Below are 16,550 nucleotides of genomic sequence, written 5' to 3'. Positions count from 1 at the left end.
GTACGCCAAGCGGGATCGGGTGGAGGCTCTGGTCGGGAGCTTCGGCCAGTAGCTTGTGCCGGTCGCCGATGGGGGTGTGACAGGAGGAGGGCGGCCAGAGCGTCGTGAAGGGAGACAGTTACCGGCTGAAGAACCGGGATCTGGGCCGGGTTCCACCGGCCCGATCCGAGCACGAGCAGTAGCCAACGACAACATCAGGGGGTCAAAATTCGGCCGTCGTCAGGGGGTCAAAATTCGGCCGTCGTTGACAACCCGAGGCCAAGCCGCCCTGCGCCAGCCCCGTTACGTCTGCTCCTGAAGCCGATTACCCACCTTGGCCTTGCCGTCTGCACGGATGCCTTTCACACGGAGAACCGCTCGGATCAGTCACCCTCGAAAAGCAACCAAGAACCGGGATTTCCATGACAGGCTTTGGCAATCCGTGTGAGCTCGCTCAGCATCTCCTGCTCAGACTCGTCACTCAGCACGTCACGCAGCCTGGACAACTCTCCCAGCAGGCGCTCGGCTTCCCAGGACTCCAAGACAGTGTCACGGTAAGGATCGATGCGGCTCAGGCTCGGCATGTTCCTGGAGTTGTAGGCGTGGAGAATGATGGAGCCGGACAGCACCTCGTAGCGATCATGGACGCTGTCCAGCGCAACTTCATGCATGGAGCCTCGTCGGCTCGTAGGCACGGTGGCATCGACTAGGTAGACGCGGACTCCCATGCCTGAAGCCAAGCAGACCCGAGGTATCCATCGCCAACAGGTTTCGCGCTATTTGAGTAGGAAGGCGGATTCATACCGCGGTCTGGCAGTTGGCGATGCCATGACCGCGACCGTGGGGTCGGTAACGATGAATCGCTTGCGGTTGTTGGCCCGTTTCGCCTGCGTCGTAGCCGGCCACTCTGGCGAGACCAGCTACGTCGTCATGGCGTCACCCAAAACATGAATGATCTTCTCAAACACGCACTCAGACAAGGTGCTTGGACACGGAAGCGGCGCTGGTGAGGCGACGACAAGTCGAGAAGAACTCACTGCCGAGGGCAGTCTGGACCAATCAGACGACAGCGAAACGACGCCAGGACGACAACGAACGAGAGCAGTGTGAGCAACCAGGGAACTCACAGTGATCAATCTCGACCGAGACCCTCTTTTGTGAACATATGTTCGATATTGGGGATGATAATGGAACTGTATCGGCCGAGCTCTCCCGGTTCATCCGGTGCAGCGAGAGCCCTACAAGTACTTGTGGCTGGCACTTGGGCGCTCGCAACCTAGCGACGGCTTCGACATGTTAAGTGAGCCGTGACGTAAACCTCGAGCGCCTCCCAGCAACCTACCGGCCGCGACCGGCACCCCGGGCCGACGCCAATCGCACACAGCCGGCTCTTTCTCGCGGTGGCCTTCTCCGCGCATCGACGAGCCGGGCTGCCGTTCCGCTGTGACCAGCCGCATTCGCCAGCGATCTTAGGCTCGTGTGGAAGGAGATCCAAAAGGTGATCATAGATGGACCACTATCGCGGTCCCCTGTACGCCAAGCCTGCATACAGCGATGGCAGGTCGAAGGCCACCAGCCACTTGGAAGGTCCGCCAAGAACGCACGGACCCCCTTCCTGTCTGTGCTCGCCTACGCCCCCTGCGGGGTCAGTGCGTTCGGTCTGAGCGCGGTCAGCAACATCTTCGCCGATCGGAGCCACCTAGGGTTGCCCCGGTTCGACTTCGCCGTCTGCGCCGACCAAGCGGGCACCCTGAGCACGGATCTCGGCATGTGCATGCGTGTGGAGCACGGACCCGAGGCGATGGCGAACGCCGACCTGATCATCGTGCTGCCCACCGACCGTCGACCGCTCAGCCTGCCCGCGCCTCTCAACAAGGCGCTCACCGATGCCTTCCACCGAGGGGCTCTCATCGCGGCCTACTGCGCCGGCTCGTTCCTGTTGGCCGAGACCGGTCTGCTCGACGGCCTGCACGCCACCACCAACCGGCACCTGTCCAACCATCTGGCCCAGCGCCACCCGGCGATCACCGTGGAAACCGACTCCCTGTACGTCGACGAAGGCCAGGTCGTCACCGGTGCCGGCGCGGCCGCCGGTATCGACATGTGCTTGTACCTGCTGCGCCGCGAACACGGCGCAGCCGTCTCCAACGCCGTGGCCAGGGAGGGGATGGTCACACCGCGCCGCGAGAGCGGACAGGCACACTACGTTCCCAGCCCTTCGGAGGCCGAGACCCTGTCATACGCCGACGACGAGGACACCCGCCTGGCCGACCTGCTTGTCTGGGCTCGCACCCGCCTGCGTCAGCCCATGACGGTCAATGAGCTGGCCAAGCAGGCATTGATGAGCTCTCGTACCTTCGCCCGCCGCTTTCGGGTCGCAACCGGCACCACACCCTACGCATGGCTGACCGATCAAAGACTCGACCTCGCAGAAGAACTGCTGGCGACCAGCACCCTGTCAATCCAGGAGATCGCCGAACAAGTAGGTTTCCATTCCAACAGCGTCCTGCGCACCCAATTCGCAAAACGCCATGGCATCTCCCCGATCGCCTACCGTAAAGCCAACGCCCCGCTTGCGAGCAAACACAATATCTATAGGTCGCAAGAGGTCGTGGAAAGACAACCGCCGAGCGATAACTCCATACATGCGAAGACATTAGAATGAGCGCTTGCGGCCGGCTAGGTGGATCTGCATATCTTCGTTGGCTTCCTGCCGCTCCCGCCGCTCGACTCGACCACGGACGACCGATACATTCACATGGATCAGAACCGTCCGCGCCCAGCAGTCGCCTGCCCGACCGAACATGCAAAGTATGTCATCGTGATTCTTATTCCGACCAGTGATAAAGGCGCCAGTCTACGATGCTTTTCCGCCACCGAAGCGGCCACCGGGCCCTTCGGTAAGGGCTGCGTCTGCGAAGGGCGAAAGTCGCTGGCGTCCAAGAAAGCTGGAGCGGTTCATGGTGGACGGAAGCGGAGTACTGGACCTGGACGTGGCGCGGGTGAGCCGATCCCGCTGCGTCATCGACAACGCGCTCATCGCGCGTAGCCTGCTCAAGGCGATGGAGGAGGCTGACCTACTAGCGCCAAAACTGAATGATGCTTCGGGTGGAGACCGGATCAGTCGAGAACCTTGATCTTCTTCATGGTCGGCTGGGAGATTACCCGGGCCACACCGGGAATACCGATGATCTTTCCCGTTTGGAACGCCTCGTAGGCGGCGTAGTCGGCGACGAGGACACGCAGGTGGTAGTCAGGCGTGGCGAACAGGCGGCGGAACTCGATGACCTCGTCGTAGGCGGCGATGGTATTCTCCAGTTCCTCCAAGGTCTTCAGATCGCTCACGCTGACCTCGATGGAGATGATGACCTCCAGCCCGCCACCGAGGACTTCGTGGTTGATGGTCGCTCGGTAGCCGGTGGTGATGCCCGCTTCCTCCAGGCGCTTCACCCGCCGCAGACACCGCCGGGTGGCCCGGAGGAGTCTCACCTCCGGGCTCCCACAGAACAGAGCGTGACAATCTCTCGTCACTCCGCTCGTCTCATCCAGTCCGTCAGAACTCGGTCATCCAGGCCCAGTGTGCGAACAGGGTCGGCTGCCGATGCAGGAGCCCGGTCCACCACCGTTCGGCCTTCTTGAACGACCGCAGCCGTTTGAACTTCCGCCGCGCCCAGCGCACCAGGTAGGTGTTGATGCGCTAGAGGAAGGCATTCAGCGCGGTCCGGTAGAACGTGCCGTAGTAGTTCATCCAGCCACGAATGACCCCTTGTTGGCCTGGTCGAGGTCGGCGATGTCGCAGGCCGAGCAGTTCGTGGGCACGGGCGGCGCTTTCGTAGGCGAGCTGCCAGAAGGTTTTCTCCCGGAGGGCGACGTCGCGGCGGGCCAACAGGGCGGTGATGCGATGACGAGCGATCGCCTTGGTCTTGTCGGTGCTTTCCTTGCGCCGCTCGATGAGGGCGGGCAGATCGGCGATGGGCCAACGGCCGGCGGCCCAGGTGGTGAAGGAGCGCACCGCCGAGCGGTGCCGGTTCCAGGTTCGCGCGGACAGGTGTGCCCAGGCGCGCGTGAAGATCTCGCTCACCAGCTCGGGCGAGACCGTCCCCAAGGCGATGTGGGCGCCAAAGGTCGGTGACCGGGCGGCCGAGCGCCTGGCGATAGGAGCGGATGGTGTCGGCATCCAGCTGAGGTCGGGCCAGGAACTCCTCCACCGCCTCGTCCATCTGCGGGTGGGGCAGCAGCGAATCGACGGGAGCGGTCATCCCGAGACTCCTTCGCCGATGTGACAAGGAACGTGTCGGCTTCGAGCCTAGACCGCGCTCACGGCGGCGCAGGTGGGAACCGGCCGATGATCCTTGATGTGGCAGGGAATGGGCTGTTCCCTGCCACATCGCGCTCATCAGCCAAAGCGTAGGGGCTCGGGGTCCGCGAAGGCAGTGCTGATCCTCAAGATGGGCGATCTTCGGTTGGGCGGGGTTCAGAGGACTCCACCGTCCGCTTGAAGATGCGCAGGCCGTGCTCCATTGCAGCGCCCCTGGGGATGGTGAGGTCGTTCGGTTGTACGTCGTGGATCCATACGAACCGGCTGCGGCTGTCCCCGTACGGGACGACTGCTCGTATTTCGCATCCTGACGTGGGCAAATACCACGACTTGACCTTGACGCACGGCCACACCAGATCATCGGGCACGATGGCCTGGCTCAGTCTCCGTCGGTGAGTTCGGCGCTTGGCGCGGCACGCAGGACGTTATGCCTCGGCCTTCTCCTGGGTGGAGGGGGTCGGCAGAGGTGCCGCGGGCGCACCGTGGCGTGCGGTTGTCAGGTGGTAGAGCAGCGCCAGGGTCGTGACACCGGCGGCTATCAGCCCCAGCGCGGCGGGCACGATGGCGAACCACTCCTGGGCCAGCCCGCCCAGGCCGCCGCCGAGGGCTATCCCGACGTAGACGGCCGAGGAGTTGAGGCCGAGGAGAACCGGTGCCGCGGCCGGGCTGAGGGCGATGAGCCGGTGTTGCTGGGGCACGACGACGACGCCCAGGGCCGCGCCCCAGATCGCGGCCCATGCCAGGGTGGACACGAGCGTGGCGGTCGCCACCGAAGTGAGGGCGAGGGCGACGGCGGCGACGGCGAGGGGCCCGGTCAGCACGTGCGCGGGGTTGTGCCGGTCGACCAGCCGTCCTGCGATGATATTTCCGGCCAGGACGCCGATTCCCCAGGCCAGCAGGATGAGGGTGAGCAGCGATTCTGAGCCGCCTGTCACGTCCTGCAGGGCCGGGCTGATGTAGGTGTAGAGGGTGTAGGCGCCGAGGAAGACCAGCGTGGTGACGGCCAGCAGCGCAAGGACCCGGCCCTGCTTGAGCGGGCGCAGCCGGCCGCTCAGTGAGGCGGCGGGGAGCGTCACCTTGGGCAGGCCGGCGGCGATTCCGAGGAGCGCGACGAGACCGATCCCGGCGACGGCCCACAGGGTGATGCGCCAGTCGGCACGACCGATCAGCGTGCCAAGAGGAAGGCCCAACGCCGTCGCCAGCGTGAGGCCGCCCAAGACGAAGGCCAGTGCCGTGCCTCGGCGTTCCGGGGGTGCGATGGCCCCCGCAGTACTGGAGGCGGCCGAGTTGATCATCCCGGCCCCGGCCGCGGTGACGATTCGAGCGATCATCACTACCGCGTAGCTGGTGCCCAGGGCGGTGACAACGTTGCCGACCACGAAGACACTCAACGCGATCAGCAGCGCGGCCCGCCTGTCCAGTCCACCGGTGAGCGCACCCATGACGGGCGCCGACAGCGCCATCACCAGGGCGAACACCGTCACCAGCTGCCCGGCGGCGGGAGTGGAGACCTGCAGGTCTGTGGCGATGGCGGGGAGCAGGCCCGCGATGACGTAGCTGTCGGTGCCGACGGCGAAGGTCGCCAGCGCCAGAGGCAGAAGTCGTTTCAACACCGGGTGGTGCCGCCTTTCCAGAGGAAGCTCGGAAGTACCGACCGGGAGCCTAAGCGATACATGGATGCTTGTCCATGTATCAATGTGTTGGTAGTGTGCGAGTGTGCGGAACACAGGGGGCGGCGATGCGTGAGGTGTCACAGCCGGCGACCGAGGCGATCCGGCTGGTGGAGGTGCTGCGCGCTCTGGCCGATCCGGTGAGGCTGGACCTCGTCCAGCGGCTCGACCGGATGGGCGAGGACTTCTGCAACGCGATCGGCGCTGAGATCGACGTGCATCAGACGACGCTGTCTCACCACTACCGAGTGCTACGCGAGGCCGGCGTGACGTGGACCAAAGTGCAGGGCCGATCCCGGCTGGTACGACTACGCCGAGAGGACCTCGACGCCCTGTTCCCCGGCCTGCTCGACTCCGTGCTGAGCGCACAACGCCAAAAACGCGATAACGCGACCACCAGCACCGCCGAAGTGCCGTAGGCGCCTGCCCAGCGGGCGACCTGGTCGCGGCTGGCTCACTCGGGATCCGGGTGAGCCGTCCTGAGTTCCCGGCGCAGCCGGGTCGACTTCGGATGCCACACTGGCGACCTCGCGTAATCAGGTGTCGCCTATTCGATGCTTCTGAGAATGACGGTTGTCACAGAGAGTGGTCGTCACCTGGGGCATAGCGACTCCATGGGCTCCCCACTTCGGAAGCGACGCGGGTCAAGACGCGTCACAAGATCACCGGGATCGGGGCCTGCGCGGGCATGCGCCTGGTCAAGAGCGGAGGCCGGCCGACGGCGATCTCACGAGGTCGCAGGCCGGTCCAGGGAGCAGGCGGGCCGGGACTCACCCGAGTCCCGCCCACTGTCGATCGGCCTGTCCAGATCTGTCAGCCGATTGGGGTGTTCATGATGGTCTTGATCTGCGCGGGGGACAGGGCGGCGTCGTAGGAGCGCACCTCGTCGATCACCGTCCCCTGCAGGTCGTAGTCCATGGTGCCGATCTTGAGGTTGCCGGTATCGGCGAACTGGATCGTGTAGAACCCCTCCGCGACGAGCTCGCCGTTGACGAACAGACGCACTGTACCGTCGTCGTACGAGGCCGCGAGGTGACTCCACTCGCCGAGGGGGAGCGGTTTCTCCGCAATGGCGTACGTGGTCCACACCAGACGCCTGTCCAGCATCGCCGCCGGCGTCGGATAGCTGGAATTCAGCGACGTGAGGATGCCCAGCGTCTTCTCGCCACCGTTGAGCTGCCAGCTCAGCACGGGCAGACGGAGCCCGGCCACCGTCGGCTTCACCCACGCTGAGATCGTCCCCGCACCGGTGGAGGGGTGGGGCCAGACGTGGACGTGCGCACCCTGACCGCGGAAGGCCAGCGCCTTGCCGTGCTTCCCCTCGGCCCAGGTGATGTCGGGTCCCCATATCGAACCGTGCCGTTCCTTGCCCGAGGTGTCGGCGACCTCCTTGCCCGTGCCCTCGTTCATGGCGTACGCCCCGGCGATCGTGGTCTGCAGGTCTGGCGGCGCGGAGATGTCGGACTTGGTCACCGGCGAGGGCTCGCTGGGCTGGCCGGCGGTGTCGACGACCAGCGTCCGGTAGTAGAAGGTCCCGGCCGCAGGCACGGAATCGTAGACCTGGGATACCCAGCGGTCGAACCTGGCCACCAGCGTCTCCGCGCTCGGGGTGAAGTCCGGTCGCGTGGAGCGGTGCACCTGGAGGTCGCTGATGCCGTGTTCGTCGTAGCCACCTCCCAGCCGCAGCTCGGCCCAGCCCTTTCGCGGGTAGACCGTCACTTTGGGGGCCGTCGGCGGGCAATCGGGATCTTCGGCCTTGGCGGAGACGAGGTCGCTCGGCGGCCCGTACTGCGGGAGGGCGTCCACCGCCACCACCTGGTAGTAGTAGGTCCACCCGCGTTCGACGCAGGCGTCGGTGTAGGAGAGCCCGGTCACCTTGGCCACCTTCGTGCGGTCCGACGGCTCGAAGTCCGGCGAGGTGTCGCGGTGGATCTCGTAACCGGTCACGCCCTTGTCGTCCGTGGCCGCGCCCCAGGACAGCTGGGCCACGCCGGTGCTGACGTCGGCGGTGAGGTCCGCAGGGGCCGACGGGCGCGTGTCCTGCGCGATCGCCGTGACCATGTCCCGCGCGATCTCCTCGTTCGTCAGCGCCCGCGCGTACAGCCGCACTTCGTCCACGATGCCAGCGAAACAGGAGGTCAGATCGCCCTGCCCGCCGATCACCAGCGGGCCGGAGCCGCTGTCGATATTTCCCGACACCGGTGCGGAGGACTCCTCGTTGCCGTTGACGACCAGGCGCGTCCGCGCGCCGTCGGAGACCACCGCCAGATGGAACCATTCGCCGGCCGGGAGCGGGCCGTGATACGTCCCCTGGAACTCGCCGCCGATGCGGAAACCCGAGTTGGTCATGCTGATGCCGGCGGAGAAGTCCGTCTGATCGATCATCTTGGCCGCGATCAGGCAGTCGGGCCGATCGTCGGCCGATTGCACCCAGGCTTCCAGCGTCATCGCCGACGACGGGCTCAGCTCGGGAGCGTCCGGGACGACCAGGACCCGGTCCAGGTCCTGGGCGTTGTCGAAGCGGAGCGCCTTTCCGATCTTTCCGTTGACCCGCAGCGGGTCCTTCACGTTGCCGTCGTGACCGTTGCCGGACATGTCGAGTACGGCGCCGCCCTGCTCCTCTTCCATCCCGTAGGCGGCCACCAGATTGTCGTCGGCCGCGTGAGCCGTGGCTGGGGAGACCGTCAGCACACCGGCTGTCACGATCAAACCCACGAGAACACGGGACAAACCTCGCGTGATGTTGTTCACGCCGATCACCCTGGCTGAGCGCCCGCACAAACCGCCGTACATGGCCGCGCACATGTTCATATAAGGCCTTTGACCTCGGATCCTGCTGGCCGCCACTCTTGAACTCTCGTGCCGAGAGTAATTGATTCAGCTATCAGGGGATAAGTTGTTTTACCGCCAAATAGCGCTGCATCTCTGCCACGGGTACGGCGGTTCGGGAATACGGAAGATTCGGGCCGCCGGGCCTCTGACTTGGGACGTTGCAAGGCCGGTCGCTCGCTGTCCAGAACCCCTACGACGGAGGGAGCCCAAGTATGGGAGAAGGGACAGTCGTGTCTCTGACCTCGGCACAGTAGGCGGCGGGCATGACCTTTCTCCTCGATTCTCCGTCGTCTGGAGGGCCGGTGGGCGAGGTTGTCCGCGAAGATGTAGCGCCTGGTTAGAGCGGGAGAAGAGGATCCTGCGGAAGGCGTAGCGTCGCCGACGTGACAGCTGACAGCATGCTCATCGTCGCAAAACTTGCCTCCGTCGAGCTCCGCAGTGACCGCGAACAACCAGAGGCTGCCGCAGCCAGCACCCATGAAGCCGTTGGATCCACCTTGGTTGGGTGAGGGCTGCGGGCGCGTGTCAGCCGAGCGCTTTTCGCAGCAGCGCCGTCAACTGATCCTGTTCGTCGGGTGAGAGCCGTCCGACCGCCGTGCGGGCGAAGGAGAAGGCTGTTACGAACCGGTGGTTGACCTCGTCTCCGCGGGGGGTTCGCGCGACGAGACGTGCGCGGCGGTCCCGGGGATCCGGTTCGCGGGCCACGAGGCCGAGCGCTTCGAGACGCACGACGATCTGGGTGATGTTGGAGGCATCGCAGCCAAGCTCCTCGGCCAAGGCCCCCATGCCGCGCCGCTCATCGAGTCGCCCGAGCACACATGCCTGCGCCGGGCTGAGCGACAGCTCGGCCGCGGCCGCCTCGTAGGCGCGGTCATATACGTCGACCAGGTCGAACAAGACGGCCTCGGCCTCGGACGAGGTGGCTACGGGTCCGTTCGGCAGCGCCATGACTCCCAGCTTAGAGGAGTTATTTGATTCGCTCAAATAGTTGTGGTCCAATGACCCTTGAGTCACTCAAGCAAATGAGGAGAGCCGATGGACAGCAGAGCCGAGCGCACAGCGGGCGGCGCGATCGTGGTGTCGCAGATGAACGCGGTCGTCCTTGATCGGTTCGGCGGAGTCGACGAACTCTCACCGCGCCGGATACCGCTCCCGGAGGTCGGCGACGACGATGTTCTCATCCGGGTGGAGTTCGCAGGGGTCGCGTCCTGGGACGCGGTCGAACGGGAGGGGCACTACGACGGCGTTTTCGGCATCCCGTCGACCTTCCCCTACGTCCTCGGCTGGGACGCGGCGGGCACGGTGGCCGCGGTCGGACGCAATGTCACCCGGTTCGACGTGGGCGAGCGCGTCTACGCTGCGACGATGCCGGTGACGCGTGGCGGCTTCTACGCCGAGTACGCCGTCGTTGAGGCGGAGTTCGTGGCGCGCGTGCCCGACCGGCTACCGACCGAACAGGCCGGCACGATGGCTTGGGATGCCCTGACCGCACTGAGCGGTCTCGATCTGCTCGGCCTGCGACCGGACGAGACGCTCATGGTCTTCGGGGCCAGCGGCGGCGTCGGGCACCAGGCCGTGCAGCTGGCGCGGCACAGCGGCATCCGAGTGTTGGCCGTGGCCTCTGGTGACGACGGTGTCGCCCTGTCCCGGCGGCTGGGTGCCGACGACGTCATCGACGGCCGCAAAGTCGATGTGCTGGCTGCGGCCTTCGAGTTCGCACCAGGCGGGCTCGATGGCGCTCTGGTCACGGCGGGAGGCGAGACCGCCGAACGGTCTCTTCGCGCGATCAAGAGCTCGGGACGGATCGCCTGGCCGAACGGTGTCCTGCCCTTGCCCGTGACGTCGCCAGGTGCGACGGTGTCCTACTACGACGGAGATCGAAGCCGCACCGCCGCCGATCGGCTGAACGCGATCATCGAGGCGAGCTCCTTCGAGGTCCACGTCGCCCGGACCTTCCCGATGGAGCGAGTCAAGGATGCGCATCGCGCCTTGAACGATCACTATGTAGGGAAGCTGGCCCTCAAGGTCGGATAGGACGCGGCAAGCGGCCCGAGGCTCCGGCTGTCAACGGCATCAACGCCGCTCAGCCTTCCTGACACGCTGGTAGTGGACAAGGGCCGGGTGTTTCAGATCGAGGCGCTAGTTCTAGCCTGTCCGAGAATCCCGCCAAACGACGAGCGGCTGGTTAGCGGGGTTCGTCGCGAACGATCCACCCGTGCTTGGCACTCCACCATCCATGCCCCGCGATCCAGAACGTCGCCGGCGGTCGGCACCCGGAGTCGGTCAAGCACGATCTCGCGGCCGCTGAAGGGTGAGCGGCTGGCAGTCAAGGATTTCATGCTGGCCTTGGCCAGGTGCACTCGGTGCCGGCTCAGCCTGCGCGAGATCGCCGTCCATCGCGCCATCACTGATGGCAGGAAGAGGGCCAGTCCCCCTTCCCCGGCTACTGTCTCGCGCCTGCTCCGCGATCACGAAGCCCTTGCCTCCTGACACCGAAGCGCCAAAATCCGGTCCAATCCACCAGTACCGGAGGCGGGATCGGTGAAGTGTTCCATAAGTGGTCGCTTATGAAACGCCTCGACGACTCCCACAGCCGAAAGTGTGGGCATTTTTGGGCATGGTGCTGGCCACCGGCGTGGACTACGAGGTGGAGACCTACACCACCCAGCAGCACGACCCCGTCTTCCGGCACGAGTTCCTGGCCACCCTCGGCCGGCTGGAGCAGATCCGCTGGCCGCTGGCCCCCTCCCACGGCCAGGTGCACCTGCGCCTGCCCTGCCCCGAGTGCGGCTGGGCCGAGAAAAGCGCCGAACGCACCAAGCTGGTGCGGGCCGGCTCGGGCGGCGCCGACTTCGCCGCCGTCTGCACCGATCACGGCCCGTACGGGGTGGCCGTCACCGCCGACACGGGCGCCTACCCGGACCTGGCCACGCTGTACCGCAACCTGGTCAAGGAACGCATGGCCATGCGCGACCCGGTCACCCTGTCGGTCATGGTCAAGGGCGGCGACTCGGCCTACGGCTGCCAGCTCGTCGACGAAGCCTTCGCCCTGCTGCCCGACCTGGCCCCGCCGCCGCGCATCTTCACCCCGATGGTGCTCACCGACACCGGCGCCAAGCTCTCCAAATCGCTGATCCGCGACGGCAAGGTGCCGCCGCCGCCCGGCGGCTACGCCACCGACGAGGTTGCCCACGCGCCCGAGCCGTTCGACGCCCGCCACCACTGGTCAGGATCTTCGCGATCGACCTGGTCCACGAGCTTGCCCGCACTGGGCGCACTTGAGGAGGTGGAGCGCGGTCGCCGCGACACTGTCGTGCTGTCGGATCGATGACGACCGGCGTCCCGGAAAAATCCTCAAAGAAGTCCAGGAGGAGGTGTCGGACCGGGGCGGTGGTGTTCGTAGCAGGGGTGAGGCCGCCCGCAAGGGGCGGCGCCAAGGCAAAGGAACCGCGATCATGAAGCTGACGACCATGACTCAGGTCACCATCGATGGAGTGATGCAGGGAAACGGCGCCGCGTCGGATGACCGCAGGAACGGATTCGAGCGCGGCGGATGGGCCCGGGGGAAGGGCGACGACGAGACCAGGACGTTCATCACGCAGACCTACCAGCGCGCAGAGGCGTTCTTGTTCGGCCGGCGCACCTACGAGCTGTTCGCCGGCTCCTGGGGATCAATCGACCAGATGCGCGCACATCCCATCGGCGTGGCCTTGAACGAGGCCTCCAAGTACGTTGCCTCGACCACGCTCACCGCGCCGCGTTGGGAGGACACGACCGTTCTCCGCGGTGACCTCGCGGCGGCCATCAGTGAGCTGAAGGCCAAGCCCGGGGGCGAGCTGCAGGTGCACGGCAGTGGCATCCTGACCCAGTGGCTGCTGGAGAACGACCTGGTCGACGAGATGATTCTGATCGTGATCCCGGTGATCCTCGGCCAGGGCGCGAGACTGTTCCCGAAGACCGGTCCGGATCTTGCGCTCGACCTGGTCGAGTCGCGGGTCGACTCGAAGGGCGTGACGATCCAGGTCTACCGGCCGGCCGGGCGCCCGCGGTATGCAACGGCCTGAAGTCCCTACCACCGAACCACGCTGTCTTGACACCACAGGAGATGATCTTGAGATGCAGTACCTGGTTTCCGTGATCGATGACAAGAGCAATCCCGGCAGCACGGACAGGCGGCCTGCCATCAGCGCGTTCAACGAACGACTGATCGCCGAGGGCTACTGGGTTTTCTCGGGCGGACTCGCGGACACCGACGCGGCCACGGTCATCGACAACCGGGGCGAGCATGCGGTGTTCAGCGACGGGCCTTTCGTGGAGTCGAAGGAGTACCTCGCCGGCGTCTGGGTGTGGGAGGCCCCCGATCTGAATGTGGCGCTCAAGCTCGCCGCCGAGGCGTCGAAGGTCTGCGATCGGAAGGTCGAGGTGCGGCCGTTCCTGTGAGCGACGTCGAGGAGGCGATCACCCGGGCCCACCACGACGAGTGGGCGCGGGTAGTGGCCGCCCTGACCAGGCGTTTCGGTGACCTCGACATCGCCGAGGAGGCGGCTGCCGAGGCGTTCGCGACCGCCGTGGAGCGGTGGCGGGCCGACGGCGTGCCGCCCAATCCCGGCGCCTGGCTGACCACTACCGCCAACCGCAAGGCCATCGACCGGATCCGGCGTGAGAACAAGCGCGACGACAAGCACAGGGAGGCTCAGATGACGTACGACGACCCGCCCGAGCCTGTTGGCGCCATCGATGACGACCGGCTCCGGCTGATCTTCACCTGCTGTCACCCGGCGCTGGCGATGGAAGCGCGCGTGGCGCTGACGCTGCGCATGGTCGGCGGTCTGACCGTGGCCGAGATCGCCCGTGCCTTCCTGGTGCAGGGGACCACCATGGAGCGGCGCATCACCCGCGCGAAGGCCAAGATCAAGGCGGCTCGCATCCCCTATCGGATGCCGTCCGCCGACGATCTGCCGGCTCGTGTCTCCGGCGTCCTGGCCGTCCTGTTCCTCGTCTTCAACGAGGGCTACCTGGCCAGCGGCCCCGACACCGATCCCGTACGACACGACCTGACCACCGAGGCGATCCGGCTCACCCGCCTGATCCGCGCGCTCCTGCCGCAGGACGGAGAAGTGGCCGGGCTGCTGGCGCTGATGCTGCTCACCGAGGCCCGCCGCACCGCCCGGATCTCGGCGAACGGCGAACTGGTCGCGCTCGACGAGCAGGACCGTGGGGCCTGGGACGCCGCGCTGATCGCCGAAGGTCATCGGCTGGTGCGCGAGCGCCTGGCCGCTGCCGCTGCCGGGGTGGCTCCGGGTCGCTACCAGATCCTCGCCGCGATCAACGCGGTGCACACCTCCGCCCGTGACATCCGAGACACCGACTGGTCGCAGGTCCTCGCCCTCTACGACCAGCTCGTCCGCCTCGACCCCTCGCCGATCATCGCCCTCAACCGGGCCATCGCCGTGGCGGAGCTCGACGGGCCGGAGGTGGCACTGGCCATCGTTGACCGCCTCGCCGAGGTGTTGGCCGGCTATCACGCCTACCACGCCACCCGCGCCGACCTGCTGCGCCGGCTGGGCCAAAGTCAGCAGTCACGCGCGGCCTACGACCGGGCCATCGAGCTGGCCGGCAACACCGGCGAGACCGCCTACCTCACCCGCCGCCGCGACCAACTGCAGTAGCGCCCGCGCTTGAAGAGCGCACTTGATACAGCGATGAAAGGCGACGCGGAACACTGGCACTATTGACATGTTCAGACGCCACCCCTTCTCGCCGAGCAATGGCGCAGGATTCGGGGGCGCCGGGTTGCGGCGGCCGTAGAGACGCGGCCTGTTGCCGACCGGCCGCGACTCTGCCGCCGCGCGGCCGAGGGGTGACGGCCCTTTTTCGCGCCGCTGGTGATGACGAGCCGGGCGGCGATGTCGCGCAGGCTGAGGTTCTGCTCGCGCAACGTGTCATAGGCCGCCAAACCTCGAAGATTCCTTACCTGACCTTCTGGGCCCGAGCGCCGGGCCACCGAGACAGGCTGACCAGCACGGGCAGGAAGGGAACGTCCCAGTACGGGCCACACTCGCGGGGGCCGGTTGGCCCCCGCGAGCCCCGGGAGATCTACGCTCCTTCCTCCTCCAGGTCGCCGCTGCCGGGAAGTCGGGCAGGTCGGGGACCTCACCGAGCTGCCGCAGTCCTTCGGCCGGCGTGGAGGAGGAGATGGAGTAGCGGCCCAGGACGTTGAGGTGGGCGTGGCCGAGCGGGGACAGCCGGGCGGCATCCTCGTCCTTGACCGGGACGCCGTCGGCGCGCAACCGGTCGACCGCGGCCGACAGATACTTCGAGTTCCACAGCGCGACCGCGTTGACGACCAGACCCAGAGCCGCTAGTTGATCTTCTTGCCCTTCACGGTAGGCCTTGCGGATCTGCCCGTTGCTCCCGTGGCAGATCTTGCGAGCGAGCCGGTGCCGCGACTCCTGCACGGTGAGCTGCTTGTTGAGCTTGCGCCGGTAGTTGTCGTCGATCGGGTCCAGGACCGACAGCAGGTGCAGGGTGTTGTCGATCCGGCCGTACTCGGCGAACGCCTGCCCCAACGGCGTCGGGCGCCCGTTACGGGCGAACATGCGCAGCAGGTCGTAGGCGCGGACCTGGTTGGTCACCAGCGATCCGGCGACCCGGGTCATGTCCGACCACCGAGTATGGATCTTCTGCCGGTTGATCTTGTTGCGGGCGATCGCCTCCAGCGGCCCGTAGGCCGGTGTCGTCCCGTCGGGCAGGGCGGCGCGCCAGAACCTTTGGTCGACATCAGGGGATGCCGTGATTTCTTCCCTACTTCTGAGTCCCTCGCCGGGGGCACGCTTCTCCACCAGGTATTTCGCACTCTGACCTGCGGTTTCTCAGCCGCAGGTCTTTGCTTGCCAGGCCTTGGATAGGTCACCGAGCGCACCCGTATGCAGCCGTAGGACCATGATCACGGGATATATACGGGATGATCTTGATGGCGTTTCCTCAGGTCAGGAACCGAGTTGGGCCACCTGGGGTTTCCAGCAATCCCCCACAACCGCCCGGGCTGTGGGACCAGAGCCATCGCGCCGGCCTCCGACAGCTCGACATCACCAAAGCCATCGGTATCAGCTGCGCCATGCACACCAAGATCACGATCAAGCTTCGCTGATAGCACAGGTGTGCCGGAGGCTGTACTCGGCGGCGCGAAGGAACAAGGCCGTGTAGAAGACGATGGTGGGATCGTCTCGCCAGCGGTTGTCGAGCTGTGGGGCTGGATCGAACGAGGTGGTGAGTGCTAGACCGGTGGGATCGACGGGCACACCGGGTGGAAGACCGACCCTCGCAGCCAAGAGCCGCATCACCTCCCGGGCACGATGCGCACTGCGGACGGTCGTGGTGTCGCCGTACATCGACGGCACGGGCAGGGTGATGGGACCGTCGAACTCGACGGGAATGAGGATGTTCCAGCCGAGCACCGCATCGATATCCTCCTGGCGCAGCTCACGCTCACACAGTTCCCCGAAGCCGTCCATGGACCAGATCAGCTTCTCTTCGAACGTCCGCTCAGCGGCGCGCGGCTCGGGCATGAACGGCGCCAGGCCGCGATCGGCGAGCGCGAAGTCCAGCGCTGATCCGAGCTTGAGGAACCGCTCGCTGTTCCACCTCTCGAACGTGACTTCGCTGAGGTAAACACCCACACGCCGGACCCTAACCCGCTACGAAGCGATGCGGCTTACTCCCTCTGCGGGCGCCGGGATTCTCCCGTCCTG

The 16,550-nt window shown here is 66.1% G+C and carries 15 protein-coding genes and 1 pseudogene; 8 read left to right on the top strand and 8 right to left on the bottom strand.

Annotated features, from left to right (window positions below; translation table 11 throughout):
• Positions 1 to 362: 362 nt before the first annotated feature.
• Positions 363 to 650 carry a hypothetical protein gene (locus ACTMTI_RS53410; RefSeq protein WP_441128759.1) on the bottom strand — a complete coding sequence of 96 codons (288 nt, stop codon included), beginning with the start codon at positions 648 to 650 and terminating at the stop codon, positions 363 to 365.
• 950 nt (positions 651 to 1,600) lie between these two features.
• Here ACTMTI_RS53410 and ACTMTI_RS53405 point away from each other — a divergent pair.
• On the top strand, positions 1,601 to 2,644 hold the full coding sequence (locus ACTMTI_RS53405) for a GlxA family transcriptional regulator (protein WP_441128757.1): 1,044 nt from the start codon (positions 1,601 to 1,603) through the stop codon (positions 2,642 to 2,644).
• Positions 2,645 to 3,099: 455 nt separating this feature from the next.
• On the opposite strand, the gene ACTMTI_RS53400 is transcribed toward ACTMTI_RS53405, so the two are convergent.
• Positions 3,100 to 3,429: an Lrp/AsnC family transcriptional regulator gene (locus tag ACTMTI_RS53400; RefSeq protein ID WP_441128755.1), complete on the bottom strand. Its 330-nt coding sequence runs from the start codon at positions 3,427 to 3,429 to the stop codon at positions 3,100 to 3,102.
• 247 nt (positions 3,430 to 3,676) lie between these two features.
• A complete protein-coding gene (locus tag ACTMTI_RS53395; RefSeq protein WP_441128753.1) occupies positions 3,677 to 4,060 on the bottom strand; it encodes a hypothetical protein in 384 nt (127 codons plus the stop codon).
• On the opposite strand from ACTMTI_RS53395, the gene ACTMTI_RS53390 reads away from it, so the two are divergent.
• The gene (locus ACTMTI_RS53390; protein ID WP_441128751.1) at positions 4,044 to 4,262 is read left to right on the top strand and encodes a hypothetical protein; all 219 of its coding nucleotides are present in this window, start codon (positions 4,044 to 4,046) and stop codon (positions 4,260 to 4,262) included. The genes ACTMTI_RS53395 and ACTMTI_RS53390 overlap by 17 nt on opposite strands.
• A 460-nt stretch (positions 4,263 to 4,722) precedes the next feature.
• On the opposite strand, the gene ACTMTI_RS53385 is transcribed toward ACTMTI_RS53390, so the two are convergent.
• The gene (locus ACTMTI_RS53385) at positions 4,723 to 5,910 is read right to left on the bottom strand and encodes an MFS transporter (RefSeq protein WP_441128749.1); all 1,188 of its coding nucleotides are present in this window, start codon (positions 5,908 to 5,910) and stop codon (positions 4,723 to 4,725) included.
• Positions 5,911 to 6,035: 125 nt separating this feature from the next.
• On the opposite strand from ACTMTI_RS53385, the gene ACTMTI_RS53380 reads away from it, so the two are divergent.
• On the top strand, positions 6,036 to 6,386 hold the full coding sequence (locus ACTMTI_RS53380) for an ArsR/SmtB family transcription factor (protein WP_441128748.1): 351 nt from the start codon (positions 6,036 to 6,038) through the stop codon (positions 6,384 to 6,386).
• A 394-nt stretch (positions 6,387 to 6,780) separates the two neighbouring features.
• Here ACTMTI_RS53380 and ACTMTI_RS53375 read toward each other — a convergent pair whose 3' ends face one another.
• Together ACTMTI_RS53375 and ACTMTI_RS53370 are read right to left on the bottom strand one after the other, a co-directional pair.
• A complete protein-coding gene (locus ACTMTI_RS53375; protein WP_441128746.1) occupies positions 6,781 to 8,682 on the bottom strand; it encodes a LamG-like jellyroll fold domain-containing protein in 1,902 nt (633 codons plus the stop codon).
• Positions 8,683 to 9,324: 642 nt separating this feature from the next.
• Positions 9,325 to 9,747: a MarR family winged helix-turn-helix transcriptional regulator gene (locus tag ACTMTI_RS53370; RefSeq protein ID WP_441128744.1), complete on the bottom strand. Its 423-nt coding sequence runs from the start codon at positions 9,745 to 9,747 to the stop codon at positions 9,325 to 9,327.
• 87 nt (positions 9,748 to 9,834) lie between these two features.
• Between ACTMTI_RS53370 and ACTMTI_RS53365 the strand changes: the two genes are divergently transcribed.
• The 5 genes from ACTMTI_RS53365 (at position 9,835) to ACTMTI_RS53345 (ending at position 14,468) form a co-directional block, all read left to right on the top strand.
• On the top strand, positions 9,835 to 10,833 hold the full coding sequence (locus ACTMTI_RS53365; RefSeq protein ID WP_441128742.1) for a quinone oxidoreductase family protein: 999 nt from the start codon (positions 9,835 to 9,837) through the stop codon (positions 10,831 to 10,833).
• 565 nt (positions 10,834 to 11,398) lie between these two features.
• Positions 11,399 to 12,130: a hypothetical protein gene (locus ACTMTI_RS53360; RefSeq protein ID WP_441128740.1), complete on the top strand. Its 732-nt coding sequence runs from the start codon at positions 11,399 to 11,401 to the stop codon at positions 12,128 to 12,130.
• 124 nt (positions 12,131 to 12,254) lie between these two features.
• The gene (locus tag ACTMTI_RS53355; RefSeq protein ID WP_441128739.1) at positions 12,255 to 12,863 is read left to right on the top strand and encodes a dihydrofolate reductase family protein; all 609 of its coding nucleotides are present in this window, start codon (positions 12,255 to 12,257) and stop codon (positions 12,861 to 12,863) included.
• Positions 12,864 to 12,915: 52 nt separating this feature from the next.
• Positions 12,916 to 13,239, top strand: coding sequence for a YciI family protein (locus ACTMTI_RS53350; RefSeq protein ID WP_441128737.1), 324 nt, complete (start codon positions 12,916 to 12,918; stop codon positions 13,237 to 13,239).
• Entirely contained in the window at positions 13,236 to 14,468 is a 1,233-nt protein-coding gene (locus tag ACTMTI_RS53345) for an RNA polymerase sigma factor (RefSeq protein WP_441128735.1), read from the top strand. Before ACTMTI_RS53350 ends, ACTMTI_RS53345 begins: the two co-directional genes overlap by 4 nt.
• Before the next feature lie 489 nt (positions 14,469 to 14,957).
• Here the strand turns inward: ACTMTI_RS53345 and ACTMTI_RS53340 are convergent.
• Both ACTMTI_RS53340 and ACTMTI_RS53335 read right to left on the bottom strand, forming a co-directional pair.
• Positions 14,958 to 15,575: pseudogene (locus ACTMTI_RS53340) on the bottom strand (Tn3 family transposase); the annotation flags it as partial.
• 360 nt (positions 15,576 to 15,935) lie between these two features.
• Positions 15,936 to 16,478 carry a hypothetical protein gene (locus ACTMTI_RS53335; RefSeq protein ID WP_441128733.1) on the bottom strand — a complete coding sequence of 181 codons (543 nt, stop codon included), beginning with the start codon at positions 16,476 to 16,478 and terminating at the stop codon, positions 15,936 to 15,938.
• Between the last annotated feature and the right edge of the window lie 72 nt (positions 16,479 to 16,550).

It is taken from the genome of Nonomuraea sp. H19, from assembly GCF_052068215.1.
Lineage (GTDB): Bacteria > Actinomycetota > Actinomycetes > Streptosporangiales > Streptosporangiaceae > Nonomuraea.
This window is presented reverse-complemented; position numbering and strand designations above follow the sequence as displayed.